Source organism: Longimicrobium sp. (genome assembly GCF_036280135.1).
Taxonomy (GTDB): Bacteria; Gemmatimonadota; Gemmatimonadetes; order Longimicrobiales; family Longimicrobiaceae; genus Longimicrobium.
In genome coordinates, this window is record NZ_DASURI010000049.1 from 1 (window position 1) to 24534 (window position 24534).

Annotated in this window: 28 protein-coding genes and 1 pseudogene; 27 read left to right on the top strand and 2 right to left on the bottom strand. The window is 69.4% G+C overall.

The annotated features are described in order from the left end of the window. The 11 genes from VFZ20_RS01595 to VFZ20_RS01645 form a co-directional block, all read left to right on the top strand. Window positions 1–489 (top strand): hypothetical protein (locus VFZ20_RS01595; protein ID WP_329682061.1); only part of this gene is annotated, 489 nt, incomplete at its 5' end. Between the two features lie 64 nt (window positions 490–553). Next, window positions 554–1219: a Type 1 glutamine amidotransferase-like domain-containing protein gene (locus tag VFZ20_RS01600; protein WP_329682062.1), complete on the top strand. Its 666-nt coding sequence runs from the start codon at window positions 554–556 to the stop codon at window positions 1217–1219. Between the two features lie 81 nt (window positions 1220–1300). Next, complete coding sequence (locus tag VFZ20_RS01605; protein ID WP_329682063.1) at window positions 1301–1531, top strand: DUF4287 domain-containing protein; 231 nt, start codon at window positions 1301–1303, stop codon at window positions 1529–1531. A gap of 98 nt (window positions 1532–1629) precedes the next feature. Then, window positions 1630–2241 carry a hypothetical protein gene (locus VFZ20_RS01610; protein ID WP_329682064.1) on the top strand — a complete coding sequence of 204 codons (612 nt, stop codon included), beginning with the start codon at window positions 1630–1632 and terminating at the stop codon, window positions 2239–2241. A 199-nt stretch (window positions 2242–2440) separates the two neighbouring features. Next, on the top strand, window positions 2441–2848 hold the full coding sequence (locus VFZ20_RS01615; protein ID WP_329682065.1) for a hypothetical protein: 408 nt from the start codon (window positions 2441–2443) through the stop codon (window positions 2846–2848). A 203-nt stretch (window positions 2849–3051) separates the two neighbouring features. After that, entirely contained in the window at window positions 3052–3612 is a 561-nt protein-coding gene (locus VFZ20_RS01620; RefSeq protein WP_349264049.1) for a dihydrofolate reductase family protein, read from the top strand. A 334-nt stretch (window positions 3613–3946) separates the two neighbouring features. Next, window positions 3947–4498, top strand: a complete 552-nt coding sequence (locus tag VFZ20_RS01625; RefSeq protein WP_329682067.1) for a DUF1993 family protein — start codon at window positions 3947–3949, stop codon at window positions 4496–4498. 210 nt (window positions 4499–4708) lie between these two features. After that, a complete protein-coding gene (locus tag VFZ20_RS01630) occupies window positions 4709–5620 on the top strand; it encodes an NAD(P)H-binding protein (protein WP_329682068.1) in 912 nt (303 codons plus the stop codon). A gap of 195 nt (window positions 5621–5815) precedes the next feature. Then, entirely contained in the window at window positions 5816–6520 is a 705-nt protein-coding gene (locus VFZ20_RS01635; protein ID WP_349264050.1) for a hypothetical protein, read from the top strand. Window positions 6521–6576: 56 nt separating this feature from the next. Further along, window positions 6577–6936, top strand: a complete 360-nt coding sequence (locus tag VFZ20_RS01640) for a nuclear transport factor 2 family protein (protein ID WP_329682070.1) — start codon at window positions 6577–6579, stop codon at window positions 6934–6936. Window positions 6937–7005: 69 nt separating this feature from the next. Further along, window positions 7006–7395 carry a hypothetical protein gene (locus tag VFZ20_RS01645; protein WP_329682071.1) on the top strand — a complete coding sequence of 130 codons (390 nt, stop codon included), beginning with the start codon at window positions 7006–7008 and terminating at the stop codon, window positions 7393–7395. A 126-nt stretch (window positions 7396–7521) separates the two neighbouring features. On the opposite strand, the gene VFZ20_RS01650 is transcribed toward VFZ20_RS01645, so the two are convergent. Beyond that, the gene (locus VFZ20_RS01650; protein WP_329682072.1) at window positions 7522–7752 is read right to left on the bottom strand and encodes a hypothetical protein; all 231 of its coding nucleotides are present in this window, start codon (window positions 7750–7752) and stop codon (window positions 7522–7524) included. 263 nt (window positions 7753–8015) lie between these two features. Here VFZ20_RS01650 and VFZ20_RS01655 point away from each other — a divergent pair, with 263 nt between their 5' ends. The 10 genes and pseudogenes from VFZ20_RS01655 to VFZ20_RS01700 all read left to right on the top strand — a co-directional run bounded on the left by VFZ20_RS01655 (window position 8016) and on the right by VFZ20_RS01700 (window position 18902). Next, window positions 8016–8240 (top strand): helix-turn-helix transcriptional regulator, encoded by a 225-nt coding sequence (locus VFZ20_RS01655; RefSeq protein ID WP_329682073.1) that lies wholly within the window; start codon window positions 8016–8018, stop codon window positions 8238–8240. Window positions 8241–8274: 34 nt separating this feature from the next. Further along, window positions 8275–9153 carry a hypothetical protein gene (locus VFZ20_RS01660; protein WP_329682074.1) on the top strand — a complete coding sequence of 293 codons (879 nt, stop codon included), beginning with the start codon at window positions 8275–8277 and terminating at the stop codon, window positions 9151–9153. A gap of 108 nt (window positions 9154–9261) precedes the next feature. Then, window positions 9262–10137, top strand: a complete 876-nt coding sequence (locus VFZ20_RS01665) for a TonB family protein (RefSeq protein WP_329682075.1) — start codon at window positions 9262–9264, stop codon at window positions 10135–10137. A 212-nt stretch (window positions 10138–10349) separates the two neighbouring features. Beyond that, the gene (locus VFZ20_RS01670) at window positions 10350–10721 is read left to right on the top strand and encodes a VOC family protein (RefSeq protein ID WP_329682076.1); all 372 of its coding nucleotides are present in this window, start codon (window positions 10350–10352) and stop codon (window positions 10719–10721) included. 555 nt (window positions 10722–11276) lie between these two features. Continuing rightward, window positions 11277–12989 (top strand): hypothetical protein, encoded by a 1713-nt coding sequence (locus VFZ20_RS01675; RefSeq protein WP_329682077.1) that lies wholly within the window; start codon window positions 11277–11279, stop codon window positions 12987–12989. A 135-nt stretch (window positions 12990–13124) separates the two neighbouring features. Next, entirely contained in the window at window positions 13125–13733 is a 609-nt protein-coding gene (locus VFZ20_RS01680; RefSeq protein ID WP_329682078.1) for a putative glycolipid-binding domain-containing protein, read from the top strand. Between the two features lie 422 nt (window positions 13734–14155). Beyond that, a pseudogene (locus tag VFZ20_RS01685) lies at window positions 14156–15343 on the top strand (endo-1,4-beta-xylanase); the annotation flags it as partial. Between the two features lie 147 nt (window positions 15344–15490). Beyond that, on the top strand, window positions 15491–15784 hold the full coding sequence (locus VFZ20_RS01690) for a thioredoxin family protein (protein WP_329682080.1): 294 nt from the start codon (window positions 15491–15493) through the stop codon (window positions 15782–15784). Between the two features lie 380 nt (window positions 15785–16164). Further along, window positions 16165–18366 (top strand): DNA/RNA non-specific endonuclease, encoded by a 2202-nt coding sequence (locus tag VFZ20_RS01695; protein ID WP_329682081.1) that lies wholly within the window; start codon window positions 16165–16167, stop codon window positions 18364–18366. Window positions 18367–18521: 155 nt separating this feature from the next. Continuing rightward, entirely contained in the window at window positions 18522–18902 is a 381-nt protein-coding gene (locus VFZ20_RS01700) for a YciI family protein (RefSeq protein WP_329682082.1), read from the top strand. Window positions 18903–19244: 342 nt separating this feature from the next. Here the strand turns inward: VFZ20_RS01700 and VFZ20_RS01705 are convergent, their stop codons facing one another. Beyond that, window positions 19245–20039, bottom strand: a complete 795-nt coding sequence (locus tag VFZ20_RS01705) for a CHAP domain-containing protein (protein ID WP_329682083.1) — start codon at window positions 20037–20039, stop codon at window positions 19245–19247. A 612-nt stretch (window positions 20040–20651) separates the two neighbouring features. On the opposite strand from VFZ20_RS01705, the gene VFZ20_RS01710 reads away from it, so the two are divergent. The 6 genes from VFZ20_RS01710 to VFZ20_RS01735 form a co-directional block, all read left to right on the top strand. Then, complete coding sequence (locus VFZ20_RS01710) at window positions 20652–21260, top strand: YdcF family protein (protein WP_329682084.1); 609 nt, start codon at window positions 20652–20654, stop codon at window positions 21258–21260. A 10-nt stretch (window positions 21261–21270) separates the two neighbouring features. Continuing rightward, the gene (locus tag VFZ20_RS01715) at window positions 21271–21483 is read left to right on the top strand and encodes a hypothetical protein (protein ID WP_329682085.1); all 213 of its coding nucleotides are present in this window, start codon (window positions 21271–21273) and stop codon (window positions 21481–21483) included. 117 nt (window positions 21484–21600) lie between these two features. Then, window positions 21601–22044 carry a globin family protein gene (locus VFZ20_RS01720; RefSeq protein WP_329682086.1) on the top strand — a complete coding sequence of 148 codons (444 nt, stop codon included), beginning with the start codon at window positions 21601–21603 and terminating at the stop codon, window positions 22042–22044. 260 nt (window positions 22045–22304) lie between these two features. Then, window positions 22305–22919: a hypothetical protein gene (locus VFZ20_RS01725; RefSeq protein WP_329682087.1), complete on the top strand. Its 615-nt coding sequence runs from the start codon at window positions 22305–22307 to the stop codon at window positions 22917–22919. A gap of 297 nt (window positions 22920–23216) precedes the next feature. Continuing rightward, window positions 23217–24095, top strand: a complete 879-nt coding sequence (locus VFZ20_RS01730) for a hypothetical protein (RefSeq protein WP_329682088.1) — start codon at window positions 23217–23219, stop codon at window positions 24093–24095. A 98-nt stretch (window positions 24096–24193) separates the two neighbouring features. Then, a partial coding sequence (locus VFZ20_RS01735; protein ID WP_329682089.1) for a hypothetical protein occupies window positions 24194–24534 on the top strand: 341 nt, incomplete at its 3' end.

Sequence of the window (24534 nt, forward strand, 5' to 3'; positions counted from 1 at the left end):
AAGGTTTCGGAGGACGTCCTCACGACCATCGCCCATGATCTACAGGGTCGCGACGGACGAACTTTCGAACGAACCTTCATTGTTTACTACCTCCCGGGGATGGAAGTCGGAGCGGGCGGCTGGGCGACGAGTCATTTCGACCCGGATCTGGAGGTAGCTATCTTGGGCACGACGCAGGACCAAGAACTTGCCCTCACTTCTGAACGCCCCCTGGCTGACCGAGATGTGGTCGGTACTTGGCTTGACGATCGGCCATTCATGGCCAGCCGGTTAACGATATACCAGTCTAAAGGAAAATTGTTTTTGGAGCAGAAGTATCTAGACGGGAGCAGCGGGAACTCCCAGCTGCGTGAGCGCGCGTCCTCGGCCGGCCGCAGGTTTGAGGAGGTAGGTCGTCAAACTGGAGATTACTATTTGCTGGATGCGCGCGGAGACCTTCAGATCCGGGATGCCGAGGGCTTGATCGCCACCGCCCGCAAGGTGAACTGAGTCGCCCTGCACGGTTGCTCGGGAGGGGAGTGCTCAATGCTCCCGTGAATTAGGGTAAGGAGTGATGAAGCTGCTGCTTACGTCGGGGGGCGTCACGAACGACAGCATCCGCGACGCGCTCGTGGACATGCTGGGCAAGCCGATCGCCGCGTGCACCGCGCTGTGCATCCCCACGGCGCAATGGGGTCACCCCATGTGCGGACCGGCCACGGCGCGCGGCTTTGTCGTGGGCGGGGCGCCGTGGAACCACATGGTGGGCCTGGGCTGGAAGTCGGTGGGACTCCTGGAGCTCACCGCGCTCCCCACTATCGGCGAGGCGCGCTGGGTTCCCTGGGTGCGGGAGGCCGACGTGCTGCTCGTGGACGGCGGCGATGCCACGTACCTGCACCACTGGATGCGGGAATCCGGGCTGGCGGACCTGCTGCCGTCGCTGTCCGAAACCGTCTGGGTGGGCGTGAGCGCCGGCAGCATGGTGATGACGCCGCGCATCGGCGCGTACTTCGTGGAGTGGCAGGGCGCGCCGGACGACCGGACGCTGGGCATCGTCGACTTTTCGATCTTTCCGCACCTGGAGCACGAGATGATGCCCGGCAACACGCTGGCCCACGCGGAGCGCTGGGCCGCCGACATCGCGGCGCCGGCGTACGCGATCGACGACCAGACGGCGATCAAGGTGGTCGATGGCGCCGTCGAGGTGATCTCCGAGGGGCGCTGGAAACAGCTCGCGTAGCGGCGCGCTCGAACCGGATCGCGCACCGGCACGCCTGACGCGCGCGGCGTCAGGCGTTCGCACTTCAGCAGCGGGGGACGGATGGCGGACGGGAAGTCGAAGGAGAACGCAGCGCGGGTGAAGGGACCGGCATCCTACTTTCCCGCCATCGAAGCGAAATACGGGAAGCCGGTCGAGCACTGGTTCGCGATCATCGACGGGCTGGGCGGCCTGCAGCACATGGAACAGGTCGCACGCCTGAAGACCGATCACGGCCTTGGACACGGCCATGCCAACGCGCTCGTCGCCTATCGCTGGGCCCAATCTGCCTGACGCGCTCGTGGACGCTGCGGGCGAGGCCGGCACAGGACCGGTTGTTGAATCCGGAGTCCGCGTGGGTTGAGCCGGTGACCTCGATTCCAAGGGGGAGTATGGATTGGCGGCAGGTTGCCGAGGAGATCGGCGATGCGCTGAACCGGCCGCCGACTGTGGCCGCGCAGTCCGGGAGCGTGTCGGACGCGCTGTCGCCACCGTTGCGCGCGCTCTACGCCACGTGCGACGGCGCGGACCTGCCAATCGGCTCCCTTTATCCGCAGCGGCTGGCGCTGGAACGGAGCGAGGCGGCGCCCTTTCACCCGGACTGGGTGGTGTGCGGGGACGACGGGCGCGGCACGTTCTGGCTGTGCGCGCGCGAGCCGGAGGATGGCCTGTGGTTCACCACGTGGGACCACGATGCCGGCGTGGAGATCGACGGCGCCGTCTGGCCCGACCTGGCCGGCCTGCTGCGCGGTGTGTTCGCGGACCTGCTGTCGATCGGCCGGGGCGAGGCCGCGTTCGTGATCGAGGATGTCCCCGCCGCCGCGCGGATGGACGTGGTGCGCGAGCTGGGCACGCTCGTGTCCGCGGGCTCCGCCGAGCGCCTGCGCATGCTCAAGGCGCTGCCGGTCGAGGTGCCGTCGGACGACGCACAGGTGGCGTACGATGCGGTGCGGCGTCTGCGGCCCGCCGGCGTGCGATGCCATCTGCGCATCGACTGGCTTTGAAAGCTTTCCATTTCCGAATGACGCCGCCCGGGACGGAGAGGGCGGACAGGCGGGTCACCACGTACCGCGGGATCTTTCCGGGTGAGGCGCGGTGGAAGCCGTTGCTCGAGAACCTCGAGATGTAGGCGCCCGGCGGTCGTCTTGCGTGGCGGCCCCGCACCCGTGACCCTTGTTGTCGTTAGGCACTGGTTTCTCCGTAATGAACAGTGAAATGAGGAATCGAGAAACCCCCGATCTCGAGTCCGTATTTGCCGACCTCCGTTCAGGTTATCAGCTTTCCGGCAGAGAGTGGGTCCACGGCTTCGCGGATGCTCACAGCCTGTCCGTAGTCGAGTTGCTGAACGCACTCTCGCTCGCTGTGGCAAACCGTTTCATGGCGGGCGAAATGACGTTCGAAGACGCGGACGGCATCGCGAATACCCTCTGTGCGATCATGATGGACGATGCCGTTGCCCATGGAGATGGGTTCGAGCTGCCCGAGCCTGCTTTCGCGATCTACGAAGCCTTCGATGCAGGTGAATGGGATCGAGGTGATGGCTCGGATCCGGTGGAGCGCTACACGATGCCAGCTCTAAGGATGATTCTCGACGAACATCCGGAGACGTGATCGAGCACCACGTAAACATAGGCCACAGACAGTCGTTGTCGTAACGATGGACTGCAGCGGATGCGGGGTCTTGCATGCGTTCGGGCCCGCGAAAGTCTTGCGCCCGCTCCGCACGCCTGATCCTTTGCGCCGTTCGCCGCTGCGACGTAGCCGTCGATCAGTGCCAATCCATCGGTAACCCAACTCGGAGAATACTCGTCGCCATGGGACTCTTGACCTTCAGCATCAACGTCACGCTGGACGGCTGCGTCGATCACCAGGAGGGGATCGCCGACGACGAGACACACGCGTTCTTCACCCGCATGCTGGACGAGGCAGGGGCGATGCTGTGGGGCCGCGTCACCTACGAGATGATGGAGAGCTACTGGCCGGCGGTCGCTCGCGGCGAGGAGGATGCGCCGCCGGCAATCCGCGAGTGGGCGGTCAAGCTGGAAACCAAGCCGAAGTACGTGGTGTCGTCGACGCGAACGGACTTCCCGTGGAACAACAGCCACCACATCTCCGGTGACCTGCGCACGAGCGTGCAGCAGCTCAAGGACGCAACCCCTTCCGGGGTGCTCGTCGGGAGCGGCGCGCTCGCGACCGAGCTGGACCGGCTGGACCTGATCGACGAGTACAAGTTCCTCGTCCATCCACGGATCGCCGGTCACGGCCCGACCCTGTACCAGGGAGGGCTGCCCGCGACGCGACGGCTCGAGCTGGTTTCGGCGACGCCGCTAAGCAACGGCGCGGTCGCCATGCACTACCGGCGCGCACGCGGCTAACACGTGCGCGCAGGCAGCGAAGCGCGGACACGCGCCAGAATCCGCAGAAACACTGCACATCCGCATTGACTTCCTGAGGGAGCGCCCGCGGGGAACTCGCCCGTTCACGACTGCGGGCGCGACCAAAGGATCTCCTTCGCGGGGCAGGGACTTTGCCGCTGGACTCGGTCCCTGCCAGGGCGAGAAGATCCTTCGGGGCCGCACGCATCCGGCGCGGTCGGGCTCGTAAGGGCCCCTCAGGAAGACAACTGCTTTTCCGGATCCGGGTATCAAGTCGCCGATCGTTCGCAACGGCCTGGATGAACGCTGACTCTCTCGCGGAACAAGGTGGCGCGTGTCTCTGAATGCCTACGACGTATCTGCGGGGGTGTTCATCCGCGGACTGACGAACTTGAAGGCGCAGCTGGCGAAGGCCGAAGCGCAGGCCGCCGCCAGCGGCAGGGACGCGGCCACGCTGCTCGACGCGCGGCTCGGGCGGGACGGGGATGGCGCGAGTGGCGCGCCGTACGACCTGCATATGTACACCCTTGCCGCGCACGTTCACTGGGCCGCCGAGGGAGCCCGACTGGCGATCGCGAACGTGCTGGGCGCGCATGCGGTCCCGGACACCAGTGAAGCGCGGAGCTTTTCGGATCTGCACCAGCGCCTCGACTCCGCGATCGCCGAGTTCCGTAAGGTTGCGGCAGCCGACCTCGATGCGGGCCTTGGCCGCACCGTCGTGATCGAGCATCGCCGTGGTTCCGCGTCCGGCGACGGCCGCCAGTTCCTGCTCGCGCTCGCCCTTCCGCACTTCTTCTATCACGTGACCACCGCCTATGGCATCCTGCGCAACGAGGGCGTGCAGCTCACCATGGGCGACTTCCTGGGGAACTGGACTGCTGCCTGACAGCGGCTTGCCGCGCTCGCCCCGCCGTTTCAGCGTTGCCCCGGCGGTCGGGGCGTGTCCCTGATCGGACAGCCGAATTCCCGGCACCCCTGACGTTCGCACCATCAGCCCGCACCGGAACCGCATGCCACGCAACAGGCTCTGCATGCCACTGGCTCACCATGCCTCTCCGCGGACGGCCACGTCCGGCCTGCCGCGCTCGTGCCGCCGATGACAGGATCCGGCGAGCGCGCGATTCTCGTGACGGGCGCCACGGGCGGGGTGGGGCGCCTGGTGGTCGACGAGCTCCTGCGCGCCGGCGCGCCCGTGCGCGCGCTGACGCGGCGGCCGGAGCAGGCGGCGTTCCCCGCCGGGGTCGAGGTCGTGGCGGGAGACTTCGCGGTTCCCGAGTCGCTGGACGCGGCGCTCGACGGGGTGGCCGCCGTGTTCCTGGTGTGGACCGCGGCGCCCACCACGGCCCCGGACGTCGTCGCCCGGATCGCGGCGCACCCGCCGTCGCGGCCGCGGCGCGTCGTCTATCTCTCCGCGCCGTTCCGGACGCCGCACCCGTTCTTTCAGCAGCCCAACCCCATGCGGGACCTGCACGCCGAGCTCGAGCGCCTGCTCGCCGCCTCCGGGCTCAACGTGGCGGTGCTCCGGCCGGGGATGTTCGCCGCGAACGCGCTCCACTGGTGGGCTCCACAGCTCCGCAACGGTGACGTCGTTCGCTGGCCCTACGCGGCCGCCGAGACGGCACCCATCGACGCGCGCGACCTGGCGGCGGTGGCGGCGCGCGTCCTGGCCGACGCGCGGCATGCGCGGGGCGACTACGTCCTCACGGGCCCTGAATCGCTCAGCCAGGCCGCGCAGGTGCACGCCATCGGCCGGGCCATCGGACGGCAGCTGCGCTACGAGGAGCTGTCGCCCGACGAGTTCCGGCGGGACACGGCGGGCGCGTGGCCGGGCGCCGTCGTGGAGATGCTGCTTGCGGCGTGGCAGGCCGCGCTGGGGCGCCCGGCGTTCGTCACCTCGGCGGTCGAGGAGATCCTCGGCGTCCCCGCGCGAACGTTCGAGACGTGGGCCGCCGACCACGCGGCGGCGTTCGCCAGGACCCAGGACGGCCACAGTGCACCCGCGGGCTGACGAGCCGTTGCGGCCGATGAAGGCGGGTGGAAGGGCCCAGGCTCGATCCTGCGGGGACGGTTCGCCGCCACGGCTCCCGCCCTAGCCCTCCTGGACACGCGGAACGTCTGCCTCCCCGCTTTCGCCCGGGAGCGGCCGCGAGCACATTCATCCCGCGAGGTGCTGCCCATCCCACGTGCCTGATGGAGGCCCGACCTGCCGATCTTCAGCTTTCACCTGGCGAGGACGACCCTCGCGACCACGGCCGCCGCGCTGCTTAGGCCGCCGGTCACGCGCCGTGTGACCGGGCTGCGCCGGGTGGAGTGCATGGCGGTGATGGCCCTGGGCTCGCCCCTCGTGTCGTCCGCGCGCTTCCAGGCGCGGAACCTCGCCGTCTTCGCGGCGTGGGACGACGAGCACGCGATCGACCGGTTCCTGGTGGATGATCCCTTGGGCCGCGCCCTCGCCGCCGGCTGGCACGTACGGATGGAGTTCCTGCGGCGATGGGGCCGCGTTTCCGGCTTCGACGACCTGCCGGCGAACGTGGGGCACGAGGACGCCGACGCGCCGGTGGTCGCCGTGACGCTGGCCCGGCTCAAGCTTCCCGAGGTCCCCCGCTTTATCCGGTGGGGCAGACCGGTCGAGGAGCTCGTGCGCGATCACTCCGCCACGACGCTGGCGCTCGCCGCCATGCGGCCGCCGCGCACCGTCGGCACGTTCTCGGTGTGGCGCTCGCTGCGGGAGATGACGGACATGGTCCGGGGCCGGGGTTCCGTCGCGGGCGCCCATCGCCACGCCGCGGCCATGGAGGAGCGAAAGCGCAGGGACTTTCACCACCAGTTCACCACCCTCCGTTTTCACCCGCTGTCGGAGCACGGGGCCTGGGACGGCCGCACCGGCATTGTGCCAGGGCGCGGATGATCGTCACGAACGGCCCTGGCGACAGGGAACGCCGCGACCAAACAGGAAGATCCCGGATGTCGGATACGAACAAGGCGGTGCTGAGCAAGGCGAACGAGGCCATCACCCGGGGCGACTACGAAGGCTTTCTGGCCTGTTGCACCGAGGAGACGAGATGGACGTTCGTCGGGGACCGGACGCTCGAGGGAAAGGACGCCGTGCGCCGGTACATGGCGGAGGTGTACACGGAGCCGCCCGTGTTCACGGTGCATTGCATGATCGCGGAAGGTGACTCCCTCGCGGCGATCGGGGAGATCACGCTGAAGGACGCGGACGGGAACCCGACCCATCACGCGTACTGCGACGTCTGGCGCTTTCGCGACAGCAAGCTAGCCGAGCTGCAGGCCTACGTGGTCGAGACGGGCCCGGCCCGCTGATCCATCGCGGCCAGTACCCATATTCACCAGCCCACGAGTGTGTGAGGCTCCTCCATTCTGACCGACCGTATGGAAACGCGGATCAACTACTTCTTTCGGAAACCCAAGTTCCCGATCCTGCTGGACACGGGAACCGAGCTCATCGTCCTGCGCACGGCGGCTGACTGCGAGGCGCGTCTGCCTTCCCTCGGGCTGACCGGGGATCCGCGGCCGGTGATCGACGCGCGGGTGGAAGGGTTCGCGTTCTACCCGGAGCAGGAAACGATCACGCCCCTCACCCTCAAGAAGGACTGGAAAAAGGCCGAGATCGTCGCGCTGTACCATGCCCGCAAGCGCCCGGAAGCCCCGGCGTACACGCGCAGCCTGTCGGCGCGCAAGCTCGCGGACGTGGTGGCGGACATCGTGGCGCTCGTCACGGCGGACCGCGCCGCGGCCGACGCCTCGGCGCGGAAGGCATGATGAGCCGTGGCCGCGGCGATGCCGGAATCATGGGAGACCACGGCAACGTTCATGGCGCAGCTCGCGCGGCCCGGGGGGCGCGGGCTGGGCGCGCGTCGGTGAGTTGATTCTCGGCCACGCGCTTCGTCAGGCCGCGTCCTCGCGATTCCACTCGCCCGCGGATTTTACCGCCGTGCGCAGGCCGTCGCCGAACTCCAGCACGGCCTCCGCCACCAGCATGTCCATCGACAGCTCCGGCTCGGGCACGTGCCGCGCGAGCTTGATGGAGGCGTGCGCGATCGCCTCGAACGCTCCAAAGCGGTCGGCCAGCATCTCCAGCATGCGCGCGGGCGAGATGCCCGGATCGTGGATTCGCATCGGGTTCCTCACCGCGTGAACGTGTGGATATTCGACAGCGCTGGCGCGAGCGTGTAGAATGGCTGCTCGTGGCCGGCACCATCCCCCTGATCCCACCGACCCTTGCAACTGCTCCCGGACTCGCCGTGCCTGCACTGGTCTCCCGTCATCCAGCCTGCCTTGCCTGTCTCCAATAGAGACGTGGTCGGGTGTGTCCTGTCTCTATTGGAGACAATGCTAATGCTGGGTGCTCCTCGCGTCAACCTTCCAGCGGCGGTCTGCTGATGCAACGCTTCGGAGAGAAGCTGCACGGCTTGCGCACGGCGCACGGGCTGACGCTGCAGCAGCTGGCGGCGGAGCTCGGGTACGCCACGCACGCCTACATCAGCGAGTTGGAGAGTGGGAAGAAGGTGCCGACGGCCGCGCTGGTGCTGAAGGTGGCAAGGCGTTTCGACGTAAGCACGGACGTGCTGATGAAGGACGAGCTGGAGTTGCCGACCGGGCTCTAGCCCTGGTGTTCCATCGATAATAAGGAATGAGGGGATGATGATCAGGTATTTGAACGTTCTCAATCTGCTGACTTTTGCCGTTTTGGGCGCGTGCATGAACGAACCCGAATCGCGAGCCGAGACCATAGCCACGAACGAGCTTCGGTCTGACGAGCCGGTTCGCCCTTACAGGCGAGCGGGGAGAAGCATCGTCACAGACACCTTTGATGTCGCGGCCAATTTCCATGGTGATTCGCTTGAGTTGCGGCTGATCTCTGACCTTGGAGATGAGGCGGCGCTCATGGTGAGCGTCTCCCGCGTCTATGAGGAACGAGGTAATCCGGAGCGATATCCAGTGGAGTATTTCTCTGAGTTGAGTACGATTGGCGCGTGGCGGCGGAGCCGTAACATTCGTCTGGATCACAATCGTTGGAAGGATGAAGTCGAGCAGAGACAGCGGATGTTGGCTGCGGCGGGGGAGCCCTTCACCGTCTCCCGGATCTCCGACAGCATCGAGATCCGGTTCGTGGTGCCTGTAAACCAGAATCCCCCGTTTGAAGAGTGGAACGCGAATCTCACCGGGAGCGTGGTCGAGCAGACTGGAGATTTGCGGGTTATTGAACGGGACGTCTTGCTGTTATCTCCCATTGGTGCCCAAAGCGCTGGAAGAAAACGGTTTGCGGCGCCGCTTGCGTTGGAGATTCGGACCACGTATGCCGTGTCCCGCGAGACACCCCTGCTTCCCGAGGTTGAGCCTGTTGATCCGGTAAAAGCCATTGAAGCGATCCGCTATTTGAAACCCCGCGGCGAGTTTACTGTCATGGAAGTGCGAGTGCACCACGATGCGCCGTGGTATCGCGTTCGGACGCGAGTCGGCGAAGGCTGGATCAACAGCACGGCGTTGGTCGGTCAGGAACTCACGATCATCCGTTAACCGCCCCGTCGGGCCTTCGGCCGGCAACGCTGACGGACGGATCGGCATCCCAGGGCGTGATCCCCCCGGCGCCCTGGTGCCGCAGCCACCCCGATTCGTCTCGCTCCCATGCAACTGTCCCGCTTCAACGGCCGCGCGTGCGCGGCCGTCGTGTTTCTGTGCGCCGCGCTGGGCGCGTGCGCGCTGCGGCCCACCCTGCAGGACAATCCCACGCTCGCCACCCTCTACGCGCAGGACCAGGCCGACCGGCGCGGCGTCGTCGCGTGGACGGCCGAGACGGACGCGCGCGACGCGGACCGCCGCCGGCAGGTGCGCGAGATGCTGTCCGCTGGAACCGTCCGCACGGCCGCGGACCACTACCACGCGGCCATGGTGCTGCAGCACGGCGACACGCCCGCCGACTATCACCGCGCACACGAGCTCGCCAGCACGGCGGAGCGCATGGGCAGCGCGCCCGCGCGCTGGCTGTCCGCGGCCACGCTGGACCGCTGGCTGCTGAGCCAGGGCCAGCCGCAGCGCTACGGCACGCAGTTCACCGACGTGGGCGGCAGGTGGTACCTGGAGCCCATGGACACGCTCGCCGTCACGGACGCGGAGCGGCGCCGCGCGGGCGCGCGCACGCTGGACGAGATCCGCGCGTTCCTGCGGGAGAAGAACGGCACGGCGGAGGTGTCGCTCGCGCCGCGGCCGGAGCCGGAGCCCCGCGAAGGGCCGGCCGTGGAGCTCGTGGACGGGCTGGACGCGCTCGCCGCGCGCATCGTCGTGCCGGCGGCGGCGCGGGCGGCGCGCGTGGACGGCCGCGTGCGCGTGCAGCTCACCGTGCTCCCCGACGGCACCGTGGGCGAGGCCGTGCTCGTGGAGGGGCTGGGGCACGGGGTGGACGAGGAGGCGCTCCGCGTCGTCCGCGAGGCGCGCTTCATCAACCACGTGGGCGAGCCGCACGAGATCCGCATCGCCATCCCCATCACCGCGTCCGCGCTGTGATGCCCCGCCGGCGCGGTGGCAGATCCGGGGGCACGCCACGCCCCCGGATCGCCGCGCGTGGCTGACCCGCATCATCCGCCGTGACAAAGGTGTGCACGGCGGCGATATTGGCGCGTGCAGCAGTTTTCCCACCGGGGTGACGGTCCTGGCTGCCCGGTTCGGCCGGATCTCTCCCGTTCTTCCGGTTCCCCCCCGCTCGAAAAGGAGCGACCATGCAGCTCGGCGCGTTTTCCGTCAGCCTGGCCGTAAAGGACCTCGCCGCGTCGCGGGCCTTCTACGAGAAGTTCGGGTTCACGGCGTTTGCCGGCGATCCCGCGCAGAACTGGCTGATCCTCAAGAACGGGGGCCACGTCATCGGCCTGTTCCAGGGGATGTTCGACAAGAACATGCTCACCTTCAATCCCGGCTGGGATTCCGACGCGCGACCCGTGGACGACTTTACGGACGTCCGCGAGCTGCAGCGACAGCTCAAGGCACAGGGCGTGGAGCTCGTCACCGAGGCGGACGAGAGCACGACGGGGCCCGCGTACCTCATGGCCATCGATCCAGATGGAAACCCCGTCCTGGTAGACCAGCACGTGTAGCGCGGCGGGAGCGCAGGGCACCCGGTACCTTCGGATGCCACGCCGCCGTTCATGGGACACGGGAGGGTGAGGAGGCGCTCCGCGTGGGCGGCGCGGCGCGGTTCATCAACCACGCGGGCAAGCCGCGCGAGATCCGCATCGCCGTCCCCCATTGCCCCGCCGTAAACGCCGCGCGTCCCGCTCGCCTCGCCTGGCGCGTTCTCAGGGCGGTTTTCGAGTGGGTCCAGCGTCGTTTCTCACCCCTGCTGTCATTCTGAGGAAGGCGCCGTCTGGATCCATCCGCGTGCTGGATGGCGCCGCCCGAAGAATCGGGTCGCCGGAGTGCGGGATCTCGCCCGCGCGCTGAGTTGCTCTCGGGGCGGGCGCGCGGGCGGGATCGTGCCGGTTGCAACCCGATTCTTCGGTCGGAAGGCGCCCATGACTCCGCGCGAAGGAATGGACCGAGCAGGGCGCCTTCCTCGCTCAGAATGACAGCACGGGTGGGAAACAGCTGTAATCCCGTCTCGAATCCGCTGTCAGGGCATCGGGTTCCCAGCCCTCCACCGCCAGCGCTCCATGCCCCGATCCCTCGTCCACGTCCTCGCGCTCGCCGTTCTCCTGCCCGGGACGGCGCCGCTCCACGCGCAGGAGCCCAGCCCGTTCGACTCGATCCAGACGCCGCAGGGAAGGTGCGCCGTCTGGACCGGCATTCCGGGCGGAAGCAGCCCCGGGGACTGGGGCTACGCGCCGTGCGCGGTGGACCGCCGCGCCATGCTCCTGTCGGACTCCACCCTTCCGCAGCCCTCCCTCGCCGTCTCCCTCGGCGGGCAGTACACCGTCATGGTCAACGAGGACGGGACGGTGGACCCGCGCTTTACGCGTGCGTGGAGCATCAGCGGCGGCATGGACTCGGTGGCGTACCGGACCACCCTGGAAGGCCTTCGCCGGTGGCGGTTCCAGCCCGCGACGCGGGGCGGGCGCGCGGTCCGCAGCGGGTTCATCCTGCACGTGGAGACCGACGCGCGCGTGGACACGCTCCCTTCGGAGCTGCGCTGGACGTACCGCCCCCACGCGTTCGGCGCGGACTCGCTCGTCGGCCGGTGGCACACGCTGCCGGCGGTCGCGGCGCCCCTCGCGGCGGAGCAGCGCGACAGCGTTTACGCGGCGGTCTTTCGCCGGCTGGTGTACATGCGCGTGCTGGCCCCCTGGCTGGAGCAGCCGTATTGCCTGGTGAACGGCGGGGACGAAGAGGACCATGGGCGCGCGGCCCGGGCGTTGCGGGGCGCCTTTCAGGGGCTGGGCCGAACGATGATCGACGGGGCGGACGCGGGGCGGATCGCCGGGCCGGGCTGCGAGCGCGCGCCGGGCGTGCTGCGTCTGTTCGTGCCCCGCCTGCACCGCACGGAGGGCAACCGCGTGGTCCTGTATCCCGCGGGGGACTACCTGGCGGACTGGCCTCCGGGCTACGGAGGCGGCACCTACCCGGGATGGACGAGCCGCTGCGTGCTGGACGCCGCGCCGGGTGCCGCCGCCCGGGTCCACTGCGACGTCCGTCCGCGGTACGTCGCCCGCTCCGGGCCACGGCCGTGGGAGCGGGAGGCGCCACGGTGGTACCGGCCGGGAGATTCCATCCAGGTCACCGCGGTGGTGCGGATGCGGGACGCGTTCCAGGCGGACACGCTGCGGGCCACCGTGCGGGACCTGCGCCGCCTTGGCGACGCGGCCGTGCTGGACCCGGGCTGCGCTGTTTCGGCCTGGAACGCGTTCACGGCCCAGGACTCGGGCACGCTGTACGTGGTAAAGGGAGACGTCCAGTCGCGCCACGGCTTCGACATCACCGAGGTGCGGCGCCAGCCGCCCCCGCGGGCGCCGCGCGACGCCGGCTGCGGGACGGACCGGCCCGACGCCCTGCTCGCCGTGTTCCTGCTGGGGGAACTGGGCGACCCGGTGCGCCAGCCGGTGACCTTTTGCACGGGCGAGCCGCTGTGCAGCCGGCGGTACACGGTGGATCCCGCCCGGCACACCCTGGCGTCGCGCCCGGCGATCCGCTTTTGGCTGCGGGACCTGCGCGAGATGACGCGCGTGGGCGATCAGCTGGACCTGCGCCTGTACGTGGATCCGGTGCCGGAGGGACTCATGCCCCTTGTCGTCGTGCGCCAGGAGGGGCAGAAGCCCCGGAGCGCCTGGCAGCTGCGAAGGACCGAGCTGGGCGCCTGGGACTTTGCCGTGACGTACGATGGCGAGATCCCGCCGGACAGCGAGGTGCTCGTCTACCTCGTGGCCCGCTGACGCGCGAGGCGGCCCCGGGAACTTCCGGCGCCACGCGGGCATTCTGAAATCCACCCGCCGGCGCGCGGGGGATGAACGGACGCGCCGCGGTGGACACGATCGCGTGCAACCGCAGGTCCTGGCAGAGGAGGCTCCATGTCGCTGGTCCCGTTTCCGTCGGAATCGCGCGTACGCTGGCGTCGCCTGGACGTGCCGGGCCGCGAAGACGCGCGCGTGGAGCAGACCGCCGGCGGCTGGCGCCTCACGGGGCAGCTGGACGTGGAGGAGGACGGCGTCCCCGCGCGGCTCCGCTACCGGATCGACTGCGACGATGCCTGGCGCACCCGCGCCGCGCGGATCGAGGGTGAGATGGACGGCCGCCCCGTGCGCTTCGAGCTCGCGGCGGACGGGGCGGGGCAGTGGACGCGGGACGGGCATCCGCTCCCCGAGCTCGCCGGCGCCATGGACGTGGACCTGGGCTTTACGCCGGCCACCAACACGCTGCCCATCCGCCGCCTGGCGCTGGCCGTCGGCGCGTCCGCGCCCGTGCGCAGCGCGTGGCTGCGCTTTCCCGAGCTTCGGCTGGAGGCGCTGGAGCAGATCTACACGCGCGAGGCGGAGCGGGCGTACCGCTACCGCGCGCACATCGAGGGCGACGGCGAGCCGTTCACGGCGCGGCTGGACACGGACGCGTTCGGCCGCGTGCTGCGCTACGAGGGCCTGTGGGAGGCGGAGCTCGCCACGCCCGGCGACCCGGCTCCCTGACGCGGTCTTCGAGTGGTTCCGGAGTCGTTCCTCCCCCATTGCTGTCACTCTGAGGTCGGCCGGCGCCGGCTGAGAACTGGCCCCTGCCATGATGCATCGGGCGCCGGCCGGCCGAAGAATCGGGTTGCCGGAATGTGTGGTCCCGCCCGCGCGCTGAGTCCGGGACGGGCGGGGTCTGTGCGCGGCGCGACCAGATTCTTCGGCCGGAAGGCGCCCATGGCTCCGCGCGGGGGGATGGTCCGCGCCGGCGCCTTCCTCGCTCGGAACGACAGCACGGGCGGAGATTCGAGGGGATGCGCGCGGGACGGCACCGGCCTCTCGCAGCGGAGGCGGCAAAGAGATAAGATGACTGCGTCCGTCGTGCTGCCGCCCTGGCTGCCGCGGCGGACGCGCGTCGTTTCATCTCAGCCCGGGAGCCGCCTGTGCGCGTTCGTCCATCCACCCCGCGCGTCCCGCTGATCAAGCGCGTCCTTCGCACGGTAAGCGTGGCGTTCGTCCTGGGCGGATGCGCGCACGCGGGCCGCGCGCCGACCGCATCGGCCGAGGCGACGCTGCGGGACGCGTACGCGGATGCCTGGCGGATGGGCACGGCCGTCAACGAGGCCATCGTCTCGGGCCGCGACTCCATCGGGCAGGCGATCGCCCTCCGCCACTTCAACACCATCACGGCGGAGAACGTGCTCAAGGCGGAGGTCGTCAATCCGCGGCCGGGCGAGTTCAACTGGGGTCCGGCGGACGCGTTCGTGGAGTTCGGCGAGCGGCACGGCATGTTCATCGTGGGCCACACGCTCGTCTGGCACAACCAGACGCCGGCTTGGTTCTTTACGGACGCGCACGGGAACCCGAACACGCGCGAGGCGCAGACGGAGCGGCTGCGCGCCCACATCCAGGCCGTGGCGGGGCGCATCCACGCGTGGGACGTGGTCAACGAGGTGATCGCCGAGGACGGTTCGTACCGGCCCACGACGTGGGTGAACGCCATGGGCGGCGACGGCGACGAGCTGGTGCGGCAGGCGTTCCGCTTTGCCGGCCGGTACGCGCCGGACGCGGAGCTGTACTACAACGACTTCAACGCGTGGCGCCCGGCCAAGCGCGACGGCATCATGCGGATGATCCGGATGCTGCGGCGCGAGGGCATCCGCATCGACGGGGTGGGGATGCAGGGGCACTGGGGCCTCCACTATCCGCGGACGGAGCACATCGAGGCCGCCATCGACTCGTTCGCGTCGCTAGGCGTGAAGGTGATGATCACGGAGCTGGACGTGGACGTGCTGCCGCTGACCCGCGAGGGGCAGATCATCGGCACGGGGATGAGCCATCCGCAGTTCCAACTGGAGGAGTGGAAGGCGTACCTGGACCCGTACCGCGACGGCCTGCCGGCGGACGTGCAGCGCCAGCTGGCTGATCGCTATGCGGAGCTGTTCCGCATCTTCCACGGCCGGCGCGAAACGATCGACCGGGTGACGTTGTGGGGCGTGCACGACGGGATGTCGTGGAAGAACGACTATCCCGTCCCCGGGCGAACCAACTATCCGCTGCTGTGGGAGCGGGATGGAAGCCCCAAGCCCGCGCTCGACGCCGTCCTTTCCGTGCCAAGGGACGGCGGCGCAGCGGGCCCGGTTCGGCAGCCATCCGCGGAACCGCGTAGTCGAGTTTCCCGACGCCGGGCACTACGTTTTCCTAGCGGATCCTGAAAGCGTCGCGGCGCGTCATCCGCCGTTTCGTCTCCTCGCTGCCCTGAGCCCGCGCCGAAGCTGATGCACCTCGCCTACTTTCACGCGCCGTGGTGCGGCGTCTGCCACGAGAAGTCGCCCGTCGTGGAGCAGATCGCGTCCGCGGTGGGGCTGCCGCTGGAGCGCTGGGACATCGAAGACGACGGCGGCCGCGCGGAGGCGGACCGGCGGCGCATCAAGACCGTGCCCACGCTGGCCCTGATCCACGGCGAGCGCGTCCCGTTCCGGCTCGTGGGGCGAATGATCACGCCGGAGAACGTGAGGCACCTGCTCGCGCAGTTCGCCCCGGACCTTCGTGGTCCCTCGCTCGCTGAATAAAACTCAGGGTTCGCTCTGGGCGTGCAGCGGCCTCCGCGCGAGCGCCCCCTCCGGGCTCGCGGAGCTCGCCCACCTCCCCCAAAACTGCTGGGGGAGGTTGAACAGCGGCTTTCATCCCACAGGTCGGCGCAGCCGGTGAAGGACTCGGAACAACAGCATCCTGGAGCCGATGGTGCCGCGCAATTCCGGGGCGGGCGGAGCGGTCTCCGCCCGCCCCGGATTCTGCTTGTGACGTGCGCGGAATCCGCATACCTTGTGGCGCATCGTGCGCGGTGCCGTCCGCCTGCCGACGCGCATCCCGCGCCCTCCGCACGTCCGCTCCGCCCGTCGCCGCGCACGCCGCGGACCCCGGCACCCCCTCCTTCTTCCCCACGCACGCCATGAAAACCGCGTATCCCGGCGACCGGATGCTGGACCTGCAGCAGGCGCGCACGGCCGCACTGCGGTACAAGGACCGCGCGCTGCCGGAGACCTTTGCGTTCACGGAGGCGGCCGAGGCGCCGGCCGACAACCGCAAGACGTACCTCAAGACATCGCTCACGCACGAGCGGGCGCGGGCCGTGGTCACGGAGGCGGAGTCCAACGGCGCGCGGCGCAGCTCGTCCGAGACGCTGGCCATGCTCGCGCAGGAGCGCATCATCGGCTCCAGCGACCTGCGCGACATCAACTACCTGGAGCTGGCCGTGGCCGTGGCGCGGGCCATCTGCCGCATCCGCATCGGGTCCGCGGCGGGGAGCGGCGTGCTGGTGGGCCCGCGGCTGCTGATGACCAACAACCACGTCCTGCGCTCCCCCGACGATGCCCTGCTGGCCGAGGCGCAGTTCGACTACCAGGAGAACGTCTCGGGCGACCTGCTGCCCGTGCACGCGTTTCGCCTGGATCCCGGGCTGTTCTTCGTCACCGATCCCACGCTGGACTTTACCGTCGTGGGCGTGGCGGAGACGTCGGGCCGCGGACAGCCCCTTTCGCGCTACCCGTGGATGAAGCTCATCCCCACGCTGGGCAAGGCGGAAAAGGGCGATCCCATCAACATCATCCAGCATCCCCGCGGCGGGCTCAAGCAGATCGCCCTGCGCAACAACGAGGTGATCGACATCCCCACGGGCAAGCCGGACTTCCTGTACTACACCACGGATACGGAGCCCGGGTCTTCAGGCTCGCCCTGCTTCAACGACCAGTGGGAGATCATCGCCCTGCACCATTCCGGCGTCCCGCTGATGGACGGCGACCGCATCTGCAAGGTGGACGGCAACCCGTGGGACGAGGACCGCGACGACCCGGCCCTCATCAAGTGGATCGCCAACGAGGGCGCCCGCACCTCGGCGCTGGTGGCCGCGCTGAACGCGGCGCCCCTGGGGCCGGCGGCCCGCGACGCGCTGGACGTGGCGCTGGGTGACGCGGCGCCCAACCCGGTGGAGCTCGCGCGCGGCAGCGCCGGGCCGTCGTCCGCGCCGGCACCGGCCGCCGGTCCGGGCGGGATCACGGGCGGGATCGCCGTGCCCGCGGCGGGCAGCGTTTCCGTGACGGTGCCGCTCACCATCACCGTGTCGCTGGGAGAAGTTGCGTCGCCGGGCGTGTCCGTCGGCGCCCCGGCACCCGCGGACCCGCGCCCGGCCGATCCGCGCCCCGCCGATCCGTCCGGGGCCGGCGCCGGGCCCGTGCGGACTGAGAAGCTGGTGGTGGACGTGGACTGGGCCGCGCGTAAGGGGTACGATCCCGACTTCCTGGACGTGGCCGTGCCCCTGCCGGTGCTTTCGGCAAAGATGAAGGCCGACTCGGTCACGGTGCCGCCGGAGTACCGGGTGAACGGCGACGAGCACGTGCTGGCCTACCATCACTATTCGCTGGTGATGAACGCCAAACGCCGGTTCGCCTGGTACAGCGCGGCCAACGTGGACGGCATGCGCCGGCCCCCGCTCCCCGAGCGCAAGGACGACGACTGGTACATCGATCCGCGCATCGACGACCCCAAACGGCCCGTCTTTCAGTGCGGCGAGGACCTGTACGCGGCCAAGAAGACGGATCGCGGGCACCTCACGCGCTACCTGGACGTGGCGTGGGGCACGCGCGAGGAGGCGCTCAAGGCGCTGGCGGACACGTTCCACTTCACCAACTGCTGCCTGCAGCTGTCCAGCTTTAACCAGACCACGGCGCGCTGGCAGGGGATCGAGCAGTTCCTGCTGGAGCGCAAGGCAAAGAAGGACAAGCTGCGGATCAGCGTGATCACGGGCCCCCTGTTCTCGGCCAGGGATCCCAAGTACCGGAACGAGTTCATGGACGCGCCCGTCCGCGTTCCGCTGGAGTTCTGGAAGGTGTGCGCGCTGGTGCGCGAGGACGGAACGCTCTCGGCCACGGCGTTCATCCTGAGCCAGGACGACATCACCTCGCTTCCCGGGTTCGAGGCGTTCCTGGACGTGAAGGAGGTGCAGACCACCATCCGCAACGTGGAAAAGCGCACGGGCCTCAAGTTCCCCGTGCTGCGCGACAACGATCACCTGGCCAAGGGCGGCGCCGCCGGCACGCTGGAGATGGACCGGCAGACCGTTATCCCGCTGCGCTCGTACGACGACATCGTCGTGTGAGGGCGCGGGTGCGGACGGTCCGGACGTCCGACTCCGAAATATCATCTGCCGGCCGTGTCGATTTCGGCGGGGCTCGTTCGTCGCAGGGATGGAGCGGGCGTCCGCAGGTCCGAACGACGCGCCCGCTGGACCCCGAAACACGTGGAGAAGCACCGATGCGATTCATCAACCTCGTCCGCTGCCCCGAGGACTGCGGCCCGCCCCCGCCGGGGTTCCTGGAGGCCATGGGCCGGGCGCAGGTCCAGGCGCAGTCCGCGGGCACGCTGCTGGAGACGGGCGGCCTGGCGCCCATCCACCGCAGCACAGTGGTGCGCCTGGCAGACGGCACGGTCTCGGTGATGGACGGGCCGTACGCGGAGGGCAAGGAGGTCGTGGGCGGCTTCGGCATCGTGGAGGCGGCCACGGAAGAAGAGGCGGTGCAGGGCGCCGTGTGGCTGATGAACATGCACCGCGAGCACTGGCCCGGCTGGAACGGCGAGGTGGAGGTGCGCCGCATCCTGGGCCCCGAGGACTTTCCGCACCAGCCCGAGTCGTAGGCCCGGAGCCGGATGGGAGATGTTGAAGGGACGGTGTCGCTGAGCGTCCTTCGATCGGCTACGCCGGGCGGGTCCCGAGCTTGCCGCCGGCCCCGTGCGGGCGCCCCCTCCGCTCGCCCAGGCTCGCACCTCCCCCAATAACCCCTGGGGGAGGTTGAAAGACGGATGCCATGAGCCCGGCCGGCGGAGTCATCGCCGGCCGGGCTCGTGTGCGGTCATATCACTACACTGGCCGAGCAGCGCGCAGCGTCAGCGCCCGATGGTCATGCCACTTGGCACCTGGCACCTGGCACTTGGCACTTGGCACTCGGCACTTGGCACTTGGTACTCGGCACCTGGCACTCAGAAGTCGATGAAGTTGCTGGGCCAGGACCCGCTGCCGGGGTAGATGCGGCGGGTGCCGTACCCGTACGCCGTCGCCCAGTTGTACTCCTCCAGCAGAAAGCTGCCGTCGGCGTAGACGTCGGCCACGTACCCCACGTGCCCGTAGCCGCCCGCCCCGCCGGAGTTTCGGTTCCACTGCGCGATGCGGCCCACGGCGGGCTTGGCGTAGAGGGCCACCCCGGATGCGCGCGCCGCGTCGTCCCACAGGTGCGCGTCGCCAAAGTGCTCGCCCAGGTAGTAGTTGGTGAACGTCTTGCCCGTGCGCGTGCCGTTCCAGTTGATGCGGTGCGCCGCGAACGAGGTGCACTGGCGGTTGTAGAAGTTCCAGGCATCCACGCCGCTGGTGCTGGAGCTGGCGTACGGATAGTCGTTGCGGATGCAGGGGCGCGCCGCCGGGCCGTCCGTGCCCGTGTAGACGTTGGTGTCGGTGATCCAGCTTCCGTTGGCCAGCTTGTCCCACACGCGGCTGGTGCCGTAGTAGCCGCTGACGCTCTCGCCGCGCGAGGTGCAGGTGATGGTCACGGCCGTGTTTCCGTCGCGGCTGCCGGTGATGCTGTAGCCCGTGCCCGGCCCGGAGCGCAGGTTGAACGGGCCGCCCTGCGCCGTCGTCGCGGACTTGGAGTCCGGCAGGACGCTCAGCAGCGGCTGGTCGGCGGTCGCGGCGCTGGGCGAGGCGGGCCGGGTGATCTCGTCGCCGCAGCCGGCGAGCAACAGTGCCGCGGCGAGGATCAGGGTGAGGCGGGGTCTGGGCATGGGACTCCTGCGTCGAGGGAGTGGATGGACGATCACGACTGTTCGGGAGCCCCCTCGTTGAGCAGGTAAAAGGCCGCTCTAGGGCATCACAGCCAGAAGACGCAGAAGTGGTGTGTTGTGATGTGTTTATGTGCCGGAAAAGGAGAATTATTATGAAGATCTTGAATTGATGTCACTGCCCAATTCTGGTTTATGCGCGTCCAAAGTTGTGCAGCATCGTAAAACTTTCCGGCCTGATAAGGCTGGTCCGGATCGACGTTCTCCAGCGGGAGGCCGCCTCACGATGAAGGGTGGAGCGAATGCCCTGCGTCGCTTATCCCGATCCACAAAAACACTGCACGTCGGAGTTGATTTCCTGAGGGAGCGCTGCGCAGAACTCGCCTGTTCACGAGACTATGAGCGCGACCGAAGGATCTCCTTCGCGGGGCAGGGACTTCGCCGCTGGACTGGGTCCCAGCCGAGTCGGGAAGATCCTTCGGGGCCGCACGCATCCGGCGCGGTCAAGTTCCATGAGGGCCCCTCAGGAAACAACTGCTTTCTGGATCCGGCCGAGCGGCGCATCGTTTGCCCGATCAGACTATCCGTCGTCCGCAACCGGCATCGACTCCGGGCATGAAGCGACGCACCCCACGGAAGACCATCGCGCGGATGTTGCTGGGTCTGGTCTCCGCCGCCGTGCTGTGGAGCGCGGGACTGGCATGGCGGATCAACGCGTACGGGCGGCGGCACGATCCCGCGCCGGCGGACGTGGCCATCGTGCTGGGCGCGGCCGTGCGCGACACGGTGCCTTCGCCCGTCTTTGCGGCGCGCATCGACCACGCCGTGGACCTGTACCGCCGCGGCCGCGTACGGCGCATCGTCTTCACGGGCGGCGTGGGCGCCGGCGACCGCCTGGCCGAATCCGAGGCGGCGCGGCGCTACGCACTCCGCGCGGGCGTCCCGGACGAGCGCATCGCCATCGAGACGCGCTCCACCATCACCTACGAGAACCTCGTGGAGGCGCGGGCGCTGCTGGCCGCCACGCCGCCCGCCCGCGTGCTGATCGTGAGCGATCCGCTGCACATGCGCCGCGCCGTCACCATGGCGCGCGACCTGGGCCTGGACGCGCATCCCGCCCCCACGCCCACCACGCGGTATCGATCCTGGCGCAGCAAGGCGCCGTTCCTGGCCCGCGAGGTATGGTTCCACTCCCTGTACCTCATCCGCCGCCTGTTCTTGTAATCGGACGGTCTTGGGCCGGCCGTACGGCATCCGGCAGCTGGTGTACCTGGGCAAGCGCCCCGTGCTCATCCGCGACCTGACGGATTCCTTTCACCGCGACCCGCGCGGCCACGCCTGGGGCACGGCGCAGACCGTCGCGCACGTGGAGCGCCGCTGGTGCCCCACCGTCACGAGCGACCAGCTGGTGGGCGGCGCGCCGTTCCGGTTCGCGGACGACGCGTAGCGGCATCTTCGGCCGTCCGGGTCAATCGACCCAGGCCCCGCCTCGCGACGACGCGTATCATCCTCCTCAATCGCACCGCGTACCGCGGCGCTGACGGATAAACCGGAGAGGATGATCATGGACGCGCAGACCAAGCAGCTGGTGCAGGACAGCTGGACGCAGGTGGAGCCCATCGCCGACGTGGCCGCCACGCTGTTCTACGACCGCCTGTTCACGCTGGACCCGGCGCTGCGCCCGCTCTTTCCCGCCACGGACCTGGGCGAGCAGAAGAAGAAGCTGATGCAGACGCTCACCATCGCCGTGCGCAGCCTGGACCGGCTGGACCAGCTGGTTCCCGCGCTGGAGACACTGGGCCGGCGCCACGCGGGCTACGGCGTGCAGGACGCGCACTACCACACGGTGGGCCAGGCGCTGCTGTGGACGCTGGAGCAGGGCCTGGGCGACGCCTTTACCCCCGCCGTGCACGACGCCTGGGAGGAAACCTACGGCCTGGTCGCGTCGGTCATGCAGCACGCCGCGGCCCAGGTCACGGCCGGGTCCGCGCCGGCCCTCGCCGCCTGACACCGGTCCGCCACGGGCAGGTTGAACGGCATTCTCACACGGGGCCTGCGGCCAACGGAGTCAACGGTTTGTTCTTCGAGCAGTCACCGTTGATCCCGTTGGCCGAAGGCCCCGTGTGCGATCCTTTCTGTAGACGACCGGATGACGATGCGGATGCGGCGGATGAAACCGGCGCGCGGCGCGGTGCGTCAGGAACAACCGCATGGGATCGATGAAGATGCATGGATCCCGATCGTGGTCTTCTCCGTCCCGCGGCGCGTGTGCGCAAGCTGATCGTAAACCTCGTCTCGATGGGCCTGTTCTTTCCCGGCGTGCTCGCGCTGCTGTTCGAGCTGGACTGGATGGAGAACACGGTGTACGGCACGCGCTTCGTGCTGATGGTGCTCGCGGCCGCCTCGCTGCCGGCGTGGTGGGCGGGGCGGATGGTGCGCCGGCTCGCCGATCCGCGGCGCAACCTGTTTCTCCTGCGGGGCCCGGAGGAGCGCGCGACGGCCGCCCGCGAAGCGTCGTCCGCCGGGTTCCTGGCCTTCGCGGGCGTGCTGGCACTGGCCCTGTTCGCCGCGAGCCGGCTGAACCACGAGCGCGCGCGCCGCGAGGACGTGGTCCCGGTGACGGTGGTCGCGCTGGACTACCGCGAGTACCGCGAGGCGGGCGCGCGCAGCCCCGAGTCGTTCAAGCTGGTCGTGGACGTGGAGGGGCGCCGCGAGGACGTCGTCGTGTCCGCGCGCGAGTGGGCGCGCGCCCGGCCGGGGAGCCGGCGGCCCATGCGCCGGCTGCACGGCGCGCTGGGCTTTGCCGTACTGTACTCCGACGCCCTGGCGCACGGCTGCCCCGCCCCATGCGACACCGCGCCCTCGCGGACCCGGTCCGAGTGAATGCGGCTCGCCCGACGGCGCGTACATCGACTTCGCGCCCACGGCGGACGGGTTGAGGGGACGCATGTTCACGTACTCCGGCGCCGGGGGCGGATACGGCACGGAGCACGTGACGGCGCGGCGGGTGGCGTGCACGGGCGAAGGGGACCGCCTGGCCGGAATCCTGAGCGGTGGATGAAATTGCGGGGGAAGGACTTGCGCGATCCGTACGCCGTCGGCGAGCTTTGGTGCGATCGGCCGCGCACCCTCACTCCCGCGCGGACCGGCATCCCCCGATCCACCAGCCTGAAGGTCCCCGTGATTCGTCGTCTCCTCATTGCCGGCATCCTGCTGGCCGTGGCCCGCCCCGTCGTCGCACAGGAGCAGGCGTTCGATCCGCTTCCCCTCATCAGCAGCGCGTCCCTGGACAGCAGCGCCATCCAGCGTGAGCGCCAGGACCTAGTGAACTGGATGAAGACGGCCAGCGGCGCCAGCCACGACGAGCTGCTGGCCACGCGCGAGCGGCTGTACTTCGTCATCGGCAGCGCCGCCCGGCAGGACTTTTTCGCGCAGCTGGGGCAGAACCCCCAGTTCGACCCGGCGGACCTGGCGCAGCTGTTCGAGCTGGCCGCGTCGCTGGGCGTGTATGGCGCGGCGGACATCGCGCGCAGCCTGCCGCTGAGCCCGGAAGACGCCATCGGCGCGGCGCCGGGCGTGCCCGCCGGCATGCGCCTGGAGTTCGCCCCGCCCCTGCTGCGCGTGTCGTCGGACAGCGGCGGGTGGACGGCGCAGGTGCCGTACTACTGGATGATCGGCTCGCTGCAGCGGGCGGAGGTCAACGGCGGCCCCACGGAGCTCGCCTCCATCTCCACGCTGTTCGGCGACAACAAGAACCAGGAGGGCGCGTCGCAGGCCACCATCCTGCTGGTGTCGGCGCCCGGGCAGGACCCGGCGGCGTTCGAGGAGTTCTGGCTGGCGCAGGTGGGCGTGACGCGCGAGAACGTGCTCGCCGAGTCGCCCCTGGCCGGCGCCACGGCGTACCGCGCCCGCGACGACGCCGCGGACCTGAGCAAGGAGGTGGTGTTCATCCGCACGGCGCGCGGCCCCCTGGCCGTGGCGTACGTGGGCCTGTCGGGCCCGTTCGAGACCAACCGGGTAAACTTCGTGGACTTCCTGCGCAACCTGCGGCTGCCGTAGGTGCCCTCGGGCATCCACCCGATGCCTTGTTCGCCCTGACGCCGCCGTTCCGCACCCCCGCGGGGCGGCGGCGCCTCACATTCAGCCCTTCCGTCATCATGCGCGTTCTTTCCATCTCCCTCGTCCTCGCGCTCGCGGCCGTGCCCGCCGCGGCCCAGGAGCCGGCGCTCGTGCCCCACGCCTACGCCCTGGCGTTCCGGGTCTCGGCGCCGCCGGACTGGGAGGTACGGCAGGACATGGGGGCCCTGAGATGGATGGCGGTGTCGCCGCTCTCGGGCGACGCGGACACCTTTCGCGAGAACCTGAACGTGCTGTCGGAGGTGGTGACGGAGCCCCTCTCGCTGTCCGGCTACGTGGACCAGCAGGTGGACCAGCTGCGGCAGGCGTACCAGGACTGGGAGCTCGTGGAGCGCACGGAGCACAGCCTCGCGGGCCATCC

Excerpts from the sequence above, each read along its gene's own strand:
- VFZ20_RS01665 (WP_329682075.1), top strand. The coding sequence starts at position 9,262 with ATGCAACTGTCCCGCTTCAACGGCCGCGCGTGCGCGGCCGTCGTGTTT.
- VFZ20_RS01660 (WP_329682074.1), top strand. The coding sequence starts at position 8,275 with ATGATGATCAGGTATTTGAACGTTCTCAATCTGCTGACTTTTGCCGTT.
- VFZ20_RS01705 (WP_329682083.1), bottom strand. The coding sequence starts at position 20,039 with ATGCCCAGACCCCGCCTCACCCTGATCCTCGCCGCGGCACTGTTGCTC.
- VFZ20_RS01675 (WP_329682077.1), top strand. The coding sequence starts at position 11,277 with ATGCCCCGATCCCTCGTCCACGTCCTCGCGCTCGCCGTTCTCCTGCCC.
- VFZ20_RS01620 (WP_349264049.1), top strand. The coding sequence starts at position 3,052 with ATGGGACTCTTGACCTTCAGCATCAACGTCACGCTGGACGGCTGCGTC.
- VFZ20_RS01655 (WP_329682073.1), top strand. The coding sequence starts at position 8,016 with ATGCAACGCTTCGGAGAGAAGCTGCACGGCTTGCGCACGGCGCACGGG.
- VFZ20_RS01640 (WP_329682070.1), top strand. The coding sequence starts at position 6,577 with ATGTCGGATACGAACAAGGCGGTGCTGAGCAAGGCGAACGAGGCCATC.
- VFZ20_RS01650 (WP_329682072.1), bottom strand. The coding sequence starts at position 7,752 with ATGCGAATCCACGATCCGGGCATCTCGCCCGCGCGCATGCTGGAGATG.
- VFZ20_RS01645 (WP_329682071.1), top strand. The coding sequence starts at position 7,006 with ATGGAAACGCGGATCAACTACTTCTTTCGGAAACCCAAGTTCCCGATC.
- VFZ20_RS01710 (WP_329682084.1), top strand. The coding sequence starts at position 20,652 with ATGAAGCGACGCACCCCACGGAAGACCATCGCGCGGATGTTGCTGGGT.
- VFZ20_RS01700 (WP_329682082.1), top strand. The coding sequence starts at position 18,522 with ATGCGATTCATCAACCTCGTCCGCTGCCCCGAGGACTGCGGCCCGCCC.
- VFZ20_RS01605 (WP_329682063.1), top strand. The coding sequence starts at position 1,301 with ATGGCGGACGGGAAGTCGAAGGAGAACGCAGCGCGGGTGAAGGGACCG.
- VFZ20_RS01615 (WP_329682065.1), top strand. The coding sequence starts at position 2,441 with ATGAACAGTGAAATGAGGAATCGAGAAACCCCCGATCTCGAGTCCGTA.
- VFZ20_RS01720 (WP_329682086.1), top strand. The coding sequence starts at position 21,601 with ATGGACGCGCAGACCAAGCAGCTGGTGCAGGACAGCTGGACGCAGGTG.
- VFZ20_RS01670 (WP_329682076.1), top strand. The coding sequence starts at position 10,350 with ATGCAGCTCGGCGCGTTTTCCGTCAGCCTGGCCGTAAAGGACCTCGCC.
- VFZ20_RS01695 (WP_329682081.1), top strand. The coding sequence starts at position 16,165 with ATGAAAACCGCGTATCCCGGCGACCGGATGCTGGACCTGCAGCAGGCG.
- VFZ20_RS01610 (WP_329682064.1), top strand. The coding sequence starts at position 1,630 with ATGGATTGGCGGCAGGTTGCCGAGGAGATCGGCGATGCGCTGAACCGG.
- VFZ20_RS01680 (WP_329682078.1), top strand. The coding sequence starts at position 13,125 with ATGTCGCTGGTCCCGTTTCCGTCGGAATCGCGCGTACGCTGGCGTCGC.
- VFZ20_RS01690 (WP_329682080.1), top strand. The coding sequence starts at position 15,491 with ATGCACCTCGCCTACTTTCACGCGCCGTGGTGCGGCGTCTGCCACGAG.
- VFZ20_RS01630 (WP_329682068.1), top strand. The coding sequence starts at position 4,709 with ATGACAGGATCCGGCGAGCGCGCGATTCTCGTGACGGGCGCCACGGGC.
- VFZ20_RS01600 (WP_329682062.1), top strand. The coding sequence starts at position 554 with ATGAAGCTGCTGCTTACGTCGGGGGGCGTCACGAACGACAGCATCCGC.